The 16,950-nt window shown below is 61.8% G+C and carries 13 protein-coding genes; 8 read left to right on the top strand and 5 right to left on the bottom strand.

Annotated elements, in window-relative coordinates:
- Positions 1–157 precede the first annotated feature (157 nt).
- Entirely contained in the window at positions 158–622 is a 465-nt protein-coding gene (bfr, locus tag AB4Z20_RS17585) for a bacterioferritin (protein WP_014340470.1), read from the top strand.
- Positions 623–796: 174 nt separating this feature from the next.
- Here the strand turns inward: bfr and uvrA are convergent, their stop codons facing one another.
- On the bottom strand, positions 797–3,631 hold the full coding sequence (uvrA, locus tag AB4Z20_RS17590) for an excinuclease ABC subunit UvrA (protein ID WP_253469856.1): 2,835 nt from the start codon (positions 3,629–3,631) through the stop codon (positions 797–799).
- A 179-nt stretch (positions 3,632–3,810) separates the two neighbouring features.
- On the opposite strand from uvrA, the gene AB4Z20_RS17595 reads away from it, so the two are divergent.
- Positions 3,811–5,208, top strand: coding sequence for an MFS transporter (locus tag AB4Z20_RS17595; RefSeq protein ID WP_018612247.1), 1,398 nt, complete (start codon positions 3,811–3,813; stop codon positions 5,206–5,208).
- Between the two features lie 9 nt (positions 5,209–5,217).
- Positions 5,218–5,739, top strand: coding sequence for a single-stranded DNA-binding protein (locus AB4Z20_RS17600; RefSeq protein ID WP_003206078.1), 522 nt, complete (start codon positions 5,218–5,220; stop codon positions 5,737–5,739).
- Between the two features lie 128 nt (positions 5,740–5,867).
- Here AB4Z20_RS17600 and AB4Z20_RS17605 read toward each other — a convergent pair whose 3' ends face one another.
- From AB4Z20_RS17605 to AB4Z20_RS17615, 3 genes are all read right to left on the bottom strand, one after another.
- Positions 5,868–6,482, bottom strand: a complete 615-nt coding sequence (locus AB4Z20_RS17605) for a hypothetical protein (protein WP_442090312.1) — start codon at positions 6,480–6,482, stop codon at positions 5,868–5,870.
- A 137-nt stretch (positions 6,483–6,619) separates the two neighbouring features.
- Positions 6,620–7,474 carry a hypothetical protein gene (locus AB4Z20_RS17610; protein WP_442090313.1) on the bottom strand — a complete coding sequence of 285 codons (855 nt, stop codon included), beginning with the start codon at positions 7,472–7,474 and terminating at the stop codon, positions 6,620–6,622.
- Positions 7,475–7,644: 170 nt separating this feature from the next.
- Positions 7,645–9,570 carry an MAC/perforin domain-containing protein gene (locus AB4Z20_RS17615; protein WP_253469846.1) on the bottom strand — a complete coding sequence of 642 codons (1,926 nt, stop codon included), beginning with the start codon at positions 9,568–9,570 and terminating at the stop codon, positions 7,645–7,647.
- 211 nt (positions 9,571–9,781) lie between these two features.
- On the opposite strand from AB4Z20_RS17615, the gene AB4Z20_RS17620 reads away from it, so the two are divergent.
- The gene (locus AB4Z20_RS17620) at positions 9,782–13,081 is read left to right on the top strand and encodes an AAA family ATPase (protein ID WP_442090314.1); all 3,300 of its coding nucleotides are present in this window, start codon (positions 9,782–9,784) and stop codon (positions 13,079–13,081) included.
- 92 nt (positions 13,082–13,173) lie between these two features.
- On the opposite strand, the gene AB4Z20_RS17625 is transcribed toward AB4Z20_RS17620, so the two are convergent.
- Positions 13,174–13,728, bottom strand: coding sequence for a cysteine hydrolase family protein (locus AB4Z20_RS17625; RefSeq protein ID WP_253469840.1), 555 nt, complete (start codon positions 13,726–13,728; stop codon positions 13,174–13,176).
- 98 nt (positions 13,729–13,826) lie between these two features.
- Between AB4Z20_RS17625 and AB4Z20_RS17630 the strand changes: the two genes are divergently transcribed.
- The 4 genes from AB4Z20_RS17630 to AB4Z20_RS17645 all read left to right on the top strand — a co-directional run bounded on the left by AB4Z20_RS17630 (position 13,827) and on the right by AB4Z20_RS17645 (position 16,922).
- Complete coding sequence (locus AB4Z20_RS17630) at positions 13,827–14,822, top strand: GlxA family transcriptional regulator (RefSeq protein ID WP_253469838.1); 996 nt, start codon at positions 13,827–13,829, stop codon at positions 14,820–14,822.
- A 63-nt stretch (positions 14,823–14,885) separates the two neighbouring features.
- Positions 14,886–15,017 (top strand): hypothetical protein, encoded by a 132-nt coding sequence (locus AB4Z20_RS17635; protein ID WP_258689517.1) that lies wholly within the window; start codon positions 14,886–14,888, stop codon positions 15,015–15,017.
- Positions 15,018–15,070: 53 nt separating this feature from the next.
- Positions 15,071–16,174, top strand: a complete 1,104-nt coding sequence (locus AB4Z20_RS17640) for a DUF3182 family protein (protein WP_442090315.1) — start codon at positions 15,071–15,073, stop codon at positions 16,172–16,174.
- Positions 16,164–16,922 carry an alpha/beta hydrolase family protein gene (locus AB4Z20_RS17645; RefSeq protein ID WP_003206064.1) on the top strand — a complete coding sequence of 253 codons (759 nt, stop codon included), beginning with the start codon at positions 16,164–16,166 and terminating at the stop codon, positions 16,920–16,922. Before AB4Z20_RS17640 ends, AB4Z20_RS17645 begins: the two co-directional genes overlap by 11 nt.
- Positions 16,923–16,950: the final 28 nt, after the last annotated feature.

Genomic DNA, 16,950 nt, shown 5'->3' on the forward strand with positions numbered 1-16,950 from the left:
TCTAAACGAGAAGCAGAACCGCCCTCATTAGGGCGGTTTTTGCGTTATTTAACCTGGTTTTCTCGGATTTTCTTTGCTTTTGTAGCGTTGAGACAGTGACCTTGCGGTCAGCTTGGTTCAAACTACAACCTTTAAAAGCTTGTGGAGATGTAGGGCGATGCAAGGTCACCCAGACGTAATCGATTACCTCAACACGTTGCTGACAGGCGAACTGGCAGCCCGTGATCAATATTTCATCCATTCGCGGATGTACGAGGATTGGGGTTTTACCGAGCTCTACGAACGTATCAATCACGAGATGGAAGAAGAGACCCAGCACGCCGATGCGCTGATGCGCCGGATCCTGATGCTCGAAGGCACGCCACGCATGCGCGCCGATGATCTCGACGTCGGTACCACGGTGCCCGACATGCTCGCCGCCGACCTGCGCCTGGAATACAAAGTCCGTGCTGCGCTGTGCAAAGGCATCGAGCTCTGCGAGCAGCACAACGACTATGTGACCCGCGAGATCCTGCGGATCCAGCTCAACGACACCGAAGAAGACCACACCTACTGGCTGGAGAAGCAGTTGGGTCTGATCAAGTTGATCGGGTTGGAGAATTACCTGCAATCGCAGTTCTGATGTATTGATTGCGGGAGCGAGCTTGCTCCGGGCGGCGATCCGACGATAGCGGTGGGTCAGTCAGCAGAAATGTGGCTGACATACTGATCGCGAGCAAGCTCGCTCCCACAGGGAAACAACAAAAAGCCCCTGCCATCGATGAGATGACAGGGGCTTTTTCGTGCTCGGGTGAAATCAGTCCCGATCACGTTCCAGCAGCGGCTTGAGGTAGTAGCCGGTGTAGGACTGCTTCATCTCGGCCACTTGTTCCGGCGTCCCTACGGCGATGATCTGGCCACCCTTGGAGCCGCCTTCCGGCCCCAGGTCCACCAGCCAGTCAGCGGTCTTGATCACGTCCAGGTTGTGTTCGATCACCACTACGGTGTTGCCGTGGTCGCGAAGGCGGTGCAGCACGTCGAGCAATTGCTGGATATCGGCGAAGTGCAGGCCTGTGGTCGGCTCGTCGAGGATATACAGGGTCTTGCCGGTGTCGCGCTTGGACAGCTCGCGGGACAACTTGACCCGCTGGGCTTCACCACCGGACAACGTCGTCGCCGACTGCCCCAGCTTGATATACGACAGGCCGACATCCATCAGCGTCTGGAGCTTGCGCGCCAGGGCCGGCACCGCGTCGAAGAACACCCTGGCCTCCTCGATGGTCATCTCGAGGGTTTCGTGGATGTTCTTGCCCTTGTACTTGATCTCCAGGGTCTCGCGGTTGTAGCGCTTGCTCTTGCACACATCGCACGGCACGTAGATGTCTGGCAGGAAGTGCATTTCCACCTTGATCAGGCCATCGCCCTGGCAGGCTTCGCAGCGCCCGCCCTTGACGTTGAACGAGAAACGCCCCGGGCCGTAGCCACGCGAACGGGACTCCGGCACGCCGGCGAACAGTTCACGGATCGGTGTGAACAACCCGGTATAGGTCGCCGGGTTGGAGCGCGGGGTACGGCCAATCGGGCTCTGGTCGATGTCGACCACCTTGTCCAGGTGCTCCAGGCCCTTGATGCTGTCGTGGGCGGCCGCTTCCAGGGTGGTGGCGCCGTTCAGGGCCGTGGCGCTGAGGGGGAACAGGGTGTTGTTGATCAGCGTCGACTTGCCGGAGCCGGACACACCGGTAACGCAGGTCAGCAGGCCGATTGGGATTTCCAGGTCGACGTTGCGCAAGTTGTTGCCGCGAGCACCCTTGAGTGTCAGCGACAACTTCTTGTTGCGCGGCGTACGTTTGGCCGGGACCTTGATCTTGACCCGGCCCGACAGGTATTTGCCCGTCAGCGAGTCAGGGTGCGCCATGACTTCGGCGGCGGTGCCTTGGGCGACGATATGCCCGCCATGCACGCCCGCGCCCGGGCCGATGTCCACGACGTAGTCGGCCAGGCGAATGGCGTCCTCGTCGTGCTCGACCACGATCACCGTGTTGCCGATGTCCCGCAGGTGCTTCAGGGTTCCGAGCAGTCGGTCGTTATCCCGTTGGTGCAGGCCGATGGACGGCTCGTCGAGGATGTACATCACCCCCACCAGGCCGGCGCCGATCTGGCTGGCGAGGCGGATACGCTGGGCTTCGCCGCCGGACAGGGTGTCGGCGCTGCGATCGAGGGTCAGGTAATCCAGGCCGACGTTCACCAGGAACTGCAGGCGCTCGCGGATTTCCTTGAGGATCTTGTCAGCGATTTCGCCCCGACGACCGGTGAGCTTCAAGCCGCCGAAATACTCGGTGGCGTCGCCAATCGGCAGGTTGGTCACCGCCGGTAGGGTCTTCTCGCCGACCCACACATGCCGCGCTTCGCGACGCAGACGGGTGCCACGGCAATCCGGGCAGGGCTGGGTGCTGAGGAACTTGGCCAGTTCTTCGCGCACGCTGGCCGATTCGGTCTCGCGGTAGCGTCGCTCCAGGTTCGGCACGATGCCTTCGAACGGGTGGGAGCGCTTGACGATATCGCCACGGTCGTTGAGGTATTTGAAGTCGACATTCTGCGAGCCGCTGCCCTGCAGGATGAATTTCTGCTGGTCGGCGGGCAGCTCGTTGAACGGCTTGTCCAGGCTGAACTTGTAATGGGCCGCCAGCGAACCGAGCATCTGGAAGTAATAGACGTTGCGCCTGTCCCAGCCGCGAATCGCGCCTTCGGCCAGGGTCAGCTCGCCATTGACCAGCCGCTTGGTGTCGAAGAACTGTTTGACCCCCAGGCCGTCGCAGGTTGGGCAGGCGCCAGCTGGGTTGTTGAAGGAAAACAGCTTGGGTTCCAGCTCGCTGATGGCGTGGCCGCAGATCGGGCAGGCGAAGCGCGCGGAGAAAATGATTTCCTCGCCAGGCTCGTCGTCCATCGGTGCGACCAGGGCGATGCCGTCGGCCAGTTTCAGCGCCGTCTCGAAGGACTCGGCCAGCCGCTGTTGCAGGTCGGCCCGGACCTTGAAGCGGTCGACCACCACATCGATCGAATGCTTCTTCTGTTTATCCAGCTTCGGCAATTCGTCCAGTTCGCACAGCTTGCCGTTGACCCGGGCCCGCACGAAGCCCTGGGCGCGCAGTTCTTCGAAAACCATCAGGTGTTCGCCCTTGCGCTCGCGAATCACTGGCGCCAGCAGCATCAGCTTGCTGCCTTCCGGCTGGGCCAGCACCAGGTCGACCATCTGGCTGACGGTCTGGGCTTCCAGGGGAATGTCGTGATCGGGGCAACGGGGAATACCGACCCGCGCATACAGCAAGCGCAGGTAGTCGTAGATCTCGGTGATGGTGCCGACCGTCGACCGGGGGTTATGGGAGGTCGACTTCTGTTCGATGGAAATGGCCGGCGACAGGCCTTCGATGGTGTCGACGTCGGGTTTTTCCATCATCGACAGGAACTGCCGGGCGTAGGCCGACAGCGATTCGACATAGCGTCGCTGGCCTTCAGCGTACAACGTGTCGAAGGCCAGGGATGATTTGCCGGATCCGGACAGGCCGGTGATGACGATCAGCTTGTCCCGTGGCAGGGTCAGGTCGATGTTCTTCAGGTTGTGGGTACGGGCCCCACGAATCAGGATCTTGTCCAAAGTGGCCTCGCTCGGCGGGCGTCGAAAACGTAGGAGTATACGGGCAAATACTGGATGGATGCACACTATTGAAGGTGCGATTGCAGCCATACATGAAGACTGCGCGGCAAACGGTCTCCATATACCCTCTCAATCGATGGGACTGGTAGAATCGCCGCCGGTTCACATGAGGTTTTTCCATGCAAGATCCCCACAGCGAACGCATGAGTAGTGGCGAGACACGCGCAGCAAGCGGTCTGGCCCTGGTGTTCGCCTTCCGTATGCTGGGCATGTTCATGGTGTTGCCGGTGCTGGCGACCTATGGCATGGACCTGGCTGGCGCGACCCCGGCCCTCATCGGGTTGGCGATTGGCGCCTATGGCCTGACCCAGGCGATCTTCCAGATCCCGTTCGGGGTCATTTCCGACCGCATCGGCCGGCGTCCGGTCATCTACCTGGGGCTGATCGTCTTCGCCCTGGGCAGTGTGCTGGCGGCCAATGCCGACTCGATCTGGGGCGTGATCGCCGGACGCATCCTGCAGGGTGCCGGGGCTATTTCCGCGGCCGTCATGGCGCTGCTGTCAGACTTGACCCGCGAACAGCATCGGACCAAGGCCATGGCCATGATCGGCATGACCATTGGTCTGTCGTTTGCCGTGGCCATGGTGGTAGGTCCCTTGCTGACCCGTGCCTTTGGCTTGTCCGGCCTGTTCCTGGCAACCGGCGCCATGGCGCTGGTGGGGATTCTGATCGTGGCGTTCATGGTGCCGCACGCCACCGGGCCGTTGCAGCACCGGGAATCCGGGGTGGCGCGCCAGGCACTGATCCCGACGCTCAAGCACCCGGACCTGTTGCGCCTGGACCTGGGCATTTTCGTGCTCCACGCCATGCTGATGTCCAGCTTCGTAGCCTTGCCGCTGGCGCTGGTCGAGAAGGCCGGCCTGCCCAAGGAGCAGCACTGGTGGGTCTACCTGACGGCGCTGCTGATTTCGTTCTTCGCCATGATCCCGTTCATCATCTATGGCGAGAAACGACGCAAAATGAAACGAGTTTTGCTCGGTGCCGTCATGACGCTGATGCTCACTGAGCTATTCTTCTGGCAGTTCGGCGATAGCTTGCGGGCCCTGGTGATCGGCACGGTGGTGTTCTTCACCGCGTTCAATCTGCTGGAAGCATCGCTGCCGTCGTTGATCAGCAAGGTTTCACCGGCGGGCGGCAAGGGCACGGCGATGGGGGTCTATTCCACCAGCCAGTTCCTGGGTTCGGCGTTGGGCGGGATCCTCGGCGGCTGGCTGTTCCAGCATGGCGGTTTGTCGGTTGTGTTCCTGGGTTGTGCCGCGCTGGCTGCACTTTGGTTCGCCTTTGCTGTTACCATGCGCGAACCTCCCTATGTGACGAGCCTGCGCTTGCCCTTATCGCCCGAGGCGATTCGTGAGGCTGGCCTGACCGAGCGTCTGAAGGCCGTCGTTGGAGTAACCGATGCAGTGGTGGTCGCCGACGAAGCGGCCGTGTATATCAAACTCGACACCGAATTATTGGATCGCGCGACGCTCGAGCGCCTGGTGAACAACCCGGCCCCGACTACGTGCGAAGCCTAGGAGAACGTTATGGCCCGTGGGGTTAACAAAGTCATATTGGTCGGTACTTGCGGCCAGGATCCCGAAGTTCGCTACCTGCCGAACGGCAACGCCGTGACCAACCTGAGTCTGGCGACCAGCGAACAGTGGACCGACAAGCAGACCGGCCAGAAGGTCGAGAAGACCGAATGGCACCGCGTGTCGATGTTCGGCAAGGTGGCTGAGATCGCCGGCGAATACCTGCGCAAGGGTTCGCAGGTGTACATCGAGGGCAAGTTGCAGACCCGCGAGTGGGAAAAAGACGGTATCAAGCGTTACACCACCGAAATCGTGGTCGACATGCAAGGCACCATGCAACTGCTGGGCGGCCGTCCACAGGGCGACCAGCAACAAGGTGGCAACAACTACCAGCAGTCGGCTCCGGCCCCGCGTCAACAGGCGCCTCGTCCGCAGTCGGCGCCACAGCCACAGCGCGAACGCCCGGCCCCACAACAGGCCGCGCCGCAACCGGCTCCGGATTTCGACAGCTTTGATGACGATATTCCGTTCTGATTACTGGTTGAGACTACTCAGCCAATAGTTTGAAAAAAGGCCCCAAGCGCACTCTGCCCTTGGGGCTTTTTATTTATTGGCGCAGGCCAGGTTCATGACTTGAGGACACCGGGCAATCCCGGTCATGCTCACAAATCCAGATCCAATACTTCCTGCATCCTCTCGCCAATCGACTGCCTCAACCACTCGGCATGGAACGCCATGTCCCGCACCGTTACATCCGAAAACCGAAGTTCGATCGGCTTGCCATTGGCCCCGGCGAAGCACACCACAAAGTGACAAAAGTGGGCGGAAGCGGTCGTTATGTAGGGCCTGATGGAGTGGATATCGCTGTACGGCACGCATTCTTCGGTGGTTTGCCGGGCAGGGCGGCGCTGGGTGAAGGTGAGGCGTTGCTGGCGTTCGTCGAAGCAGAAGCCAAGCACCGTGGGCCCGGAGGCGAGCCAGTTGATCACGCAGACGGCCGCGAATGCGCTGATGAACATGAGCGCTAGAACCAGCGGATCTTCGATCATTCTCATGTGAATGGACGACAGGCCTTCGACCTTGAACAGCATCATGGTAAACACTGCCAGCCCGTAGACGGGCAGGGCCAGCAACATCCCCGCAACGTAAATCATGGTGCCCAGGAATCCCGGCCTGGATACGTCGCTTGAGCAATCCCACGTGGGCGGGTGCCGTGACGCTGATGTAGCGGTCGGGAACGGGGATTCGACCAGGCGCGGCGGGCGTCTGCGTTTCATGCGGCTGGCTCTTGGGAAAAATACCCGGCCATTCTTATCGTTATTGCTCAAGTACGCCTAGTAAAAAACAGTTCGCCCGAGGTTGGGTTCTTCCTGGCCCCCGCCGCCCAGATTTCTTGCCTGCCGTGCTATCACCCTCACGGTCGGTAATTTGCCGGTAACTCATGCCGTGTCGGCGTCTTCTCTTCGTGATAGTGCGGTTTGCCCTGGGGGGAGTTCATCAAGGTCGAATTGGCCAGGATCGTCTCCGTCAGCAAACAGTCCTCGCCTTCCCCGAACCAGCAGGCCAGCGCCGAGTTTCGGTTGCCGTGCATGTCCACGACGGCCGGCCAGTTTTCGACGCCGTGGGCGTCACTGGAGGCAATGTCGGGGTAATGCTTGGGCGGCAGGACCAGTGCATCACCGGGCCGCAGCCACAGGTCAGCCAGATAAATTTCCCTGGCCGCAGGACGCCAGCGGGCGACGCTGATCACCAGCGGCAAGCGTCCGTAGCGGGAAAAGAACGCGTGGGGGAAGTCGTGGTATTCGAGGTCGGTCGGGTTGTAGGTCAGCAGCTCGCGCTGGCGCGCCGGGCCCAGGTAGGGCGATTGGTGGCCGGCCCATTTGCCGTAGGTGTATTGGCCCAGGATCAGTTGGTCGTACTCGAAACGCAGGCATTCGCCGTTGCCGAGCAGGGTCATGCCGAAGGCTTGCGCCGTTTCCCTGGTTGCCCAGATGGGGGCGTAGTGCACTTCGCTGGCGTGGAAGTCGAACGTCTTGATCCAGTAGGAGCCGCTGTTCGTTGGAACCTCACGGTCCCTCCAACTGATGCCGGAGTAGCGAGTGCCCAAGGACAGGGATGGATTCTCGGGGCTGAGCGGGATCAGGTTGCCGCGCACCTGGACACTCGGCTGCGCCAACCCATGGTCGTTGAACAGATAGGGAAAGCGGCGGGGATCGAGCGCTGTTTCCACGCCGTCGCCAATAAAGGGAACACTGTTGAAGACTTGCATCGTATGGGGACCACGCACGCAAGAGGGCTAGAGGGAATGGCAGTCAATCAAGCCACGAAACCTGTGGGAGCGAGCTTGCTCGCGATGGCGGCGGCACATTCAACATTGAAGCAAGCTGAACCAGCGCCATCGCGAGCAAGCTCGCTTCCACAGGGGGTAACTATCGGGTATCAACTATACGGACGATGTTGCTCGCGCAACCAATCCATGCCGTGAGGCTGGCGCCAAGCCCGGACGGCGGCGCGCTTTTCAACCTGGGTCAGGCACAAGGCGTCCATCCAGTAGTAGACCATCAACAGGTGAAACACCTCATCGCCGCGCCGGTCCCAAATGACGTCGTCCTGCTGGCGACCTGGTTCGATGGGCTTGAGCCGGCAGTCGCCCTGGTCATGCATGCCCTGCAGGCAGGTTCCCGTCTCGTAGTTGATCAGCAGTACCGGGTGGTTGATTTCCGGGTAGGGTTTTTCCAACTCGGGCATGTACCAGAATTGCCCTGGGTTGCACCTGTCCGGCGTCTGCATGGCGATACGGGTCCGGTTTTGCGGATCGACCGCCAGGGCCGGTTTGGCGTCGGTATTGTTGCGCACGATGTACAGCGCGGTGCGAGGGTCTTCTTCGGTCGTTGCGGTTTTTACCAACTTGACCTTGCCGAACGAGTCGTGGGAAAGCCGAGCCTTGATCTTCACCGTTGGGTTGAGGTCTTTGCCTGCCTGGCCGAAACCGGCAATGAGGCCATCGACACCAGGCACCTCGAAGTCATTCCCTGCCAGCACATAGGTCAGGCCGGACAACGGGTTGGGTTGCATGTGCTTGGTCAGCGTCTCCCAACGTGCGAGCGACACTTCGCTGGCGCCGTTGGCCAGCAGGGCCTCGCGCATGGCGTACCCCGGGTAGTAGCGTGAGTCGCGCGGCCAGCGTTCAGTGGCCATCAGCAGTTTCTGCCCGCTTTTTTGTCTCAGCAGCAGGGCCAGCCCATCCCAGAACTGTTCAAATTCCGTGGTCGATGCATTCGCGGCGGGAGGGTAGTGGAAGCTCTCGCTGGTTTCCTTGCTTTTGTTGTCGACGAACACCATTCGCAAGGCCGGGCCGGTTGCCGCTGCCTTGGGTGTGGTTTGCCGCCCGGAGCGACCGAGGACCACCACCGACTCCTGCCAATTGGCTTCGATTTCCGCCTTGTAGCTGGTGTACCACTGGTAGGCCTGCTCCAGTGCCGTACGGGCCTCGCCTTCCTTGACGAAACGATAGACCGGCGAGATTTTCAACTCCACGACCGTAGGGTCGTCCGACAGCGATTCACGCCATTTACCGAACTCCGCGTTGCAGTTGCTGGGGTCCACTGCATTGAACGCGATAGCGTGCGTACCGCCCTGGGTGGTCAGGTTGGCGTTGCGGTGGGCGATGTTTTTCTTGACCGTTTCCGAGATCGAGGTGGTCGCGCTACCGCTGACAAAGGCGCCGTATTCGGCCTTGACCATCGCATCGAGGGTGTTGGTCTGGCTGAGGAAGCTCTTGAGCGCGGTCATCGCATAGTTCAGCGAGCCGCCGACGGTCACTTCGCTGACGATATCGGCGCCAAAATCGACGAGGAAGTTGAAAAACGCTGTCGGATTGCCCGGATCGAACGCCTTGGGCAGGTCATCGACACGCTTCTTGAACGCTTCAGTCGCATTGGCCGGATTGACTTCGAAGGTCAGTTTCCATAACCGCACCGTGTGACTGTAGAGCGCGGCTTCGCGCTCTTCGAGCGTCTTGATGTCACTGCCGAAGGTGACTTTGAAACCGGCGGAAAAGGCGCCGTATTTACCGGAGGCTTCGACACTGGTCTGGGTATGTTTTTCGAACTCGTCGCGGGAGGAAAACGTCTCGGTTGAGAAATTTTCGGTGGCCACGACGGTGGACATGGTGACGTTTTTCCCTACGTTGTAGGCTGTTTTCCGGTACGGCACGGCACGTTTGCCCGACTCGGTATCACCGACCTTCTGACACTCCTTGCTGTCGCCGGCCCAATCGAGCCGGTTCAGTCCACGCCCCAGCAGTTGCGAACCGCCGATATCGCGCAAGTCGTCGCCTGCGGTGCCCTTCAGTCCATCGTTCATCGCCTTTCTCCCATCGTTCAGGTTGTATCAACTGGGTGCCAATTGATGGGAGTGAGTATCGGGAGGGCCGTGATAACCGGACAGTCCAGAGCAGTGTCAGTCCGGTATCAGTTTGGTATCAGGCCAAATGCCATCTTTTCATTAACCCGCAGAGAGGTGCTGGAGTACACTCGATCGGCTGCCGTTGTCCCAGGGTAGAAGGGTTATCGACATGGACTCCCGACACAATACCTTTGCTGCCCTGCCCAAGCGTGATGCCTCGATATCCGACGGTCGTGTGCTGCTGGACGCGGTGTCGTTGAAAGGACTGCGCAAACAGCATGGACTGAGTCAGGAAACCTTGGCCGAGGCCTGCCTGAACCGGCATTTGTGCGTCTCGATCGCCTCCATCAAGCGCGCTGAAACCGGCAAGCCAGTGCTTTATCGCACCGCTCGGCACCTGGCGACGGCCTTCGGGGTCGATGTGAGTGCGCTGCTGGGCGATCCCGCCTCGGCGGCTTTGGTGCACATCCAACAGACGATGACCGAACTGCACCAGGTGGCCTTTGCGCAACAGGCGCAGAAACAGGTCGATGACAGCGTCATTCGCTATGTACTTGAACTGTCCTTTCGTATCGATGGGTTGCCAGGGGCGACGTTCATGGATGAAGTCGAGCGTCTGGTGCGTCAGTTCGGTGGCGTTCCACTAGGGATGACGCAGGATGTTGTGATCGCCCAATTCGGCTCTCCGCAGGCGTATCGCAGCGATAGCGAACGAGGCCTGCTCTGCGCGTTGGCGCTGAGCCGCGAGCAATTCGTCACGCCCGGGCATGCCTTGGTGCTGAGGCTTGTGCGCTTGAGTGCTGAAGCGACATACCCCCATGTTGAGCCTGCTTTGCTCGCACAAAAGCCGTTGCTGGATCGTCATGGGAATGCGCCGGTGTATGTTGCGCAGAACCTGCTGGAACAACTCGCTGCCCGGTTTGAGTTTTCCGCCTCCGACGATGAGTTTCAGGCCTATCGCAAATGCCTGCGCCCGCGCAGCCTCGACGAAAACGCACCGCGTCCATTGGTGGGGCGAGCCATTGAGCTGTTGCAGTTCAAGGCAGTGATCGAAGCCACCCAGGAATGCCAGGACGGGCACGTCGTCTATGTGCGCGGCATGGCGGGCATCGGCAAGACCCGGTTGGTCAGCGAGTTTCTCGAAATGGCTCGGCAGCGTGGCTTTGCCTGCCATCGCGGCGATGTGCTGGATTTCGGCATGGACAACAGTCTGTGGCCCCTGGGGCAATTGGTGGCCAGCCTGCTCAACCTCGGTGGGGCGCCGCCCATCAGCGCATCGTTGTTGGACGCGGCCCTGTCCCGCCTGAAAGTGGCTGCCGAGCATCGCATGTTCCTGCAAGTGCTGACGGGCGTGTCGTCTGCCGAGCCGCCCATCCTGTATGGCGCGATGAGCAACCAGGCCCGTACCCAGGGGCTGTTCCAGGCTTTGCTCGACGTGTTGCTGCGCGTCGCGGTGCAACAACCCTTGGTGATCTGCTTCGAAGACCTGCACTGGGGCGACACCACGCTGTTTACGCTGTTGGGCAAGCTGCTCGATGCCACTGACGAAGCCCCGGTTGTCTGGCTGCTCACGTCCCGTCCCGAAGATGACCCGCTGGGCGGCGAAATCCGCTCGTATTCCTCCAGCCCCATGAGTCTGCTCGACATCGCGCCGATCCGGGCGCGGGAGGCCACGGTCCTGGCGGAGCAATTCATCGATGTCGATCCGAGCTACCGGGCTGAATGTGTTGCCCGCGCCCAGGGCAATCCGCTGTACTTGACGCAACTGCTGTCGAGCCAGGAAGGTATTTTCCCCGACAGTCTGCGCCATCTGGTCCAGACCCGCTTTGACAAGTTGGCCCCCGAGCAACGTCGTGCCCTGCATTACGCCGCGGTGCTGGGTAATCGTTTCGAGCTGACGCTGTGGCGCCAAGCGCTGGGGCAGCCCGGTTATCTGCCGACGGCGGACATGCGCCAGGGGCTGCTGCGGGAAGTCGAGCCAGGCAGCTATCTGTTTGTCCACGACCTGGTCATGCACTGCCTCTACGACGCGATGCCCACGTTGCTTCGCGAGCAGTTGCACGGTGAGGTGGCGAGCCTCTACCGCGAGCGCGACCGGGTGCTCTATGCCCAGCATTTGCTGCGGGCCAACGATCCGGCGGCGTTCGACGCGCTGTTGCTTGCCATGGGCGATAAACGCCTGGCCTGCCAGTACGACGGTGTCCTTGCGCTGGCGCGGCAGTGCGCGGCGTTTGCCGAGCGTACGCAGGGCGATTTTTCCTTCGCGTTGCTGTGCGGCCAGGCGTGCTCGGGCCTGGGCCAGACCTTGGAGGCCCGGGCGCATTTCCAGCGGGCCTTGGTATTGGCCGAGCAGCCACGGGATCAGATCGAGGCTGCGCTGGGGCTGGCAGCGGTCCTCAATACCCTCGATTGCCTGGACGAGGAGGAGCGCCTGATCGAGGACATGCTGCCCATCGCCCGGGCCATGCAGGCGCATACGGCGCTGACCCGGTTGAATCACTTGCACGGGAACATCTACTTTCCACGGGGCGATTACGCTGAGTGTCGCCGGCTCCATGAAGAGGCCTTGTCCTGTGCCCGCATCGGCCGGGATCTGGAAACCGAGGCCAAGGCCCTGAGTGGCATTGGCGACTCCTATTACGCACAAGGGCGCATGCAGACCGCCTACGAGGTGTTCGATCAATGCGTACGCCTGTGCGAGCGCAATGGGCTGGCGCACGTGGAGGCGGGCAATCGCAGCGCCCGTGGATCGGCGCAGCTGTACCTGGGCCAGCCGGAGCAGGCTTTGCGTGACGCCATGGAGGCCATCGAATGCAGCACCCGGCTGGGCAATCATCGGGCACAGGTTTTCTCGCGGCTCACGGCGGCCTGGGTGCTGGTGGCGGGCGGCGAGGATGCCTTGGCGGAGCAAGAGCTGACCTGCGCCCTGGCCTTGGCGCGCAACCTCGGCGCCAGCCGTTTCGAAGCGATCCTGCTGGAAGGGTTGGCGCGGGTGGCGTTGCGCCAGGGCGAGCGCGGACTGGCGCAGACCTTGATCATGGAGGCGGCGAGCCTGGTGGAGCGCTTCGAGCTGCAGCGCTACATCGGGCCGTGGGTCTACGGCAGCCTGGCGATGATCAGCGACGATGGGCCGCTCAGCCAGCAGGCCTTGGCGACGGGCGAAGCCCAGCTCACCCTGGCCTGCCTGGCCCACAACGCTTTGCGCTTTCGCGTGGCCGCCGCTGAAACCTGCCTGTTGGCGGGCAATACCGAACAGGCGATCTGGCATGGGCAACAGATGGCGGCATTGCCCGAGTCGGCGTCATGCGCCTGGATCACCCACCATGTGCGGTTGATCGACGTGGCGGGGCAGTGGCTGCGCAGCGCCGATCAAGCCAGCGGCGAGAAGTTGAAAGGGATGGCGCGCGAAGCGCAGCAGATGGGATTCGTGGCGACGATGCCGAGGTTGCTGCAAGTGCTGGATGTGTGAGCGCTTCCAGGCACAGCGTTGATGCTTGAGGCAAAACCGCACTTCGCCGACGAAGCGCGGTTTTTTTGCGGTTTTTTCGATGTGCCGTGTATTCAGCGATTGGCCGCCAGGAATTGCTCGGTGCTCACCGCACTCGCGTAGGCAAAAACCAGCGCGGCCATGAACGCCGCATGCACCTGGGCAGCAGGCACGACGACGCCGTTGAATTCCAGATCGAGGGTGGCGCAGGCATCATGGACCACCGTGACGCCGTAGCCCAGGTCCGCTGCCGCCCGCACCACGCCGTGAACGCACATGTGGCTCATGCTGCCGACCACCACCAGTTGTTCGATGCCGTGCTGGTCGAGGATGGCTTGCAGTTCGGTTTCGCGAAACGAATTGACGAAGTGCTTGAGCACTACCGGTTCATCGGCGCGGTTGAGCACCTTGGGGTGCAACTGTGCGCCTTCGGAGCCTGGGGTGAAGAAGGGCGCGTCGTCGGAGGTGGATTCGTGGCGGATATGCACCACGCTGTCGCCGGCCTGGCGAAAGGCTTCGATCAAGCGTGCGGCGTTATCGGCGGCGGCGTGGGCGCCGACCAACGGCCATTTGCCCTGGGGGAAGTAGTCGTTCTGGATATCGACTACGATGAGCGCTTGCTTGGACATGGGGGCTTCCTCGATCAGATTGGGTGTGAAGCCAGTATTGGCTTTTGCCGTCGCTTCGAGGATTGGCCGCAACGACAATAAGCGAGGGAAAACTGACAATGACGCAGCAAAGGGCAGTCGCCGAGCTTGGGGTGCTCATTTACCCTGGCGCGCAACTGGCGGCGGTGCATGGCTTGACCGATCTGTTTGCCGTGGCGCAGCGGATCGCGGCCGAGCATGCCAGCGTGCAGTTGCCAACGCTGCGGGTGAGTCACTGGCGGGCGGAGGAGGGCGAGGCTCCGCTGCGGGTGTTCGACAGCGAAACCGGCCCGGCGGGCAAGCTGGTGGCGTTGTTGATTCCACCGTCCCTTGCCGGTTTCAGTGCAGGCTTGGTCTCCCAGGCGCTGATGGATTGGCTGCGGGCGCAGCATGCCGACGGCACAGTGCTGGGCGGGGTTTGCGTGGGCTCGATCCTGCTGGCCGAAAGCGGCTTGCTCGACGGGCGCAGCGCCACCACCCACTGGACTTCGGCCAAGACCTTTGCCGCGCGTTACCCGAAGATCAAGCTCAACGCCGACAAACCCATCGTCGACGACGGTGACCTGATCACCACCGCCGGGCTGATGGCTTGGTCGGAACTGGGGCTGCGCCTGGTGGACCGCTTGCTCGGGCCCAGCATCGCCACGCGCACCGCGCAATTTCTGGTGGTCGAGCACAGCGACAGCGCGAGCCAGTGCGGCAGTAATTTTGCGCCCATCCTCGGCCATGGCGACCCGGCGATTCTCAAGGTCCAGCATTGGTTGCAGAGCAGCGGCGCGGTGGAGGTTTCCCTCGCTGCGATGGCCGAACGCGCCGCTCTGGAAGAACGTACTTTCCTGCGCCGGTTTCGCGCCGCCACCGGGCTCAAGCCCACCGAATACTGCCAGCACCTGCGCGTCGGCAAGGCCCGGGAAATGCTGGAATTCACCAATGGCACCATCGACCACATTGCCTGGACCGTCGGTTACCAGGACCCGAGCGCCTTTCGCGCGACGTTCAAGAAAATCACCGGGTTGGCGCCGAGCGATTACCGGGCGCGGTTTGGGGTAAGCCCGCCGAATGCTCCCAAGGGCTGACACTGAACCCTTGTGGCGAGGGGATTTGTGGGAGCAAGGCTCCCTCGCCACAGGAGGGGGCGTATGCTGCTGGAGATCGTGCAATTTGCCGGATGCCTGCCGTCTCTCGTGCAGAATGAAACAGGCCCGGTGCTATCAATTGCTCCCGACGCGCCCGCTTGGCTGACCCTCATCGCCATTACCTCGTTGGCCTGATCTCTGCACCTTCCCTTATCTAAAGCCATCGAGCGCAGGAAAAAGGGCAACGCATGACACCAGTCAATCGCAACAAGCGGGTAGTGGCCTATTCGGTCAATCCACAAGCGCCGCGCCATGAGGTCGAGACCAACCGTGCACTGGCCCAGTGGCTGGCACAGATCCTGGGATGGGAGTACGGCGACAGTCATGACCCTCAGGCCGCTCATGATCTTTATCTGTTGCCCACGCAAACCCTGATCGGCAGCGAAACCTTGATGCGCCTGGGGGTCAAGGGGCCGGAGGATGTGTGGGGCGGGTATGTCGAGCATGATTTTATCTGCACCAAGGCGATTACCCACGGTCTGTTGAATAAGGACGCCGTGGCGCCCAAAGGCTGGTCGCCGCTGTTTGCCAAGCTCACGCGAGGCGCGGTACTCGATGGCGTGACGGTCTTTTCGCTCAAGGATGCGCGCCCGGCCGCCGAACATTTGCTGTACTCCGGGCCGATTCGCCTCAAGCCGATCCATGCCTGTGCCGGACGTGGGCAACGGCTGATCAAGAGCCTGGCGCAGTTCGATGAAATCGTCGCCGAGCCCGATGCCCAGGCGCTGTTTCGCGATGGGGTGGCGCTGGAACAACACCTCAACGAGGTTAAGACCCAGAGCGTCGGCCAGAGCTTCATCAACGGTAAGGTCCTGAGCTATTGCGGTGTGCAACACCTGACCCACGACAGCGAAGGGTTGGAGGTGTACGGCGGGTCGGACCTGCTGGTGGTGCAGGGCGGCTACATCGAGTTGCTCGGGCTCGAACTGCCTGACGATGTGCGCGAGGCGGTGCGCCTGGCGCAAGTGTTCGATGACGCCGCCAACCAGGCCTACCCGAGCTTTTTTGCATCGCGGCGTAATTACGACATTGCCCAGGGCCTGGATGCCGCCGGCCAGCCCCGTGGCGGCGTATTGGAACAGTCATGGCGCATGGGCGGCGCCAGCAGCGCCGAACTGGCGGCGTTGCAGGTGTTCGTCGAAACGCCGCAAACCAGCGCGGTGCGGGTGTCCTCGGTGGAGACCTACACCGAGCAACCGCTGCCGCCCGGCGCGAGGGAGGTCTATCGCGGCGCGGCGCACAACGGCGACTTCCTTCTCAAATACGTAACGGTTCAATCCTATGACGGCTAGAAGTGAAACCATTCAGATCGAGATTGACGATGAACGCATGAACGGGACATTCCTGAGTCCCAAGTCGAAGGTCCCTGGCGTGTTGTTCGTGCACGGTTGGGGTGGCAGCCAGGAGCGGGACCTGGAACGGGCCAAAGGCATCGCCGGCCTGGGCTGCGTGTGCCTGACCTTCGACTTGCGTGGGCACACCGGCGGGGCGGGGATCCCGTTGGCGCGGGTCACCCGCGAGGACAACTTGCGAGACCTGTTGGCGGCCTATGACCGACTGCTCGCCCACCCGGCCTTGGATACCTCGGCGATTGCCGTGGTGGGCACCAGTTATGGCGGCTACCTGGCTTCGATCCTGACTTCGTTGCGTCCGGTACGCTGGCTGGCCCTGCGGGTACCGGCGCTGTACCGCGACGAGCAATGGCACACGCCCAAGCGCGACCTGGACAAGACCGACCTGCTGGATTACCGCAGCACCCTGGTGCACGCCGGAACCAATCGCGCCCTGCATGCGTGTTCGCAGTTCACCGGCGATGTATTGCTGGTGGAGTCCGAGACCGATGCCTACGTGCCCCATGCCACCATCATGAGCTACCGGGCGGCGTGCCAGCAGACCCACTCGCTGACCCACCGGATCATCGACGGTGCCGACCATGCCTTGAGCGACCCCGTGTCACAGCAGGCCTACACCTCGATCCTGGTGGACTGGATCACGGAAATGGTGGTGGGAGAGCGGTTGAGCATTATCCAGGAGCGGTAGATGTGTGGTGTTCAGGCGGGCCTCATCG

The organism is Pseudomonas sp. KB_12, from assembly GCF_052114545.1.
GTDB classification, from domain to species: domain Bacteria; phylum Pseudomonadota; class Gammaproteobacteria; order Pseudomonadales; family Pseudomonadaceae; genus Aquipseudomonas; species Aquipseudomonas brassicacearum.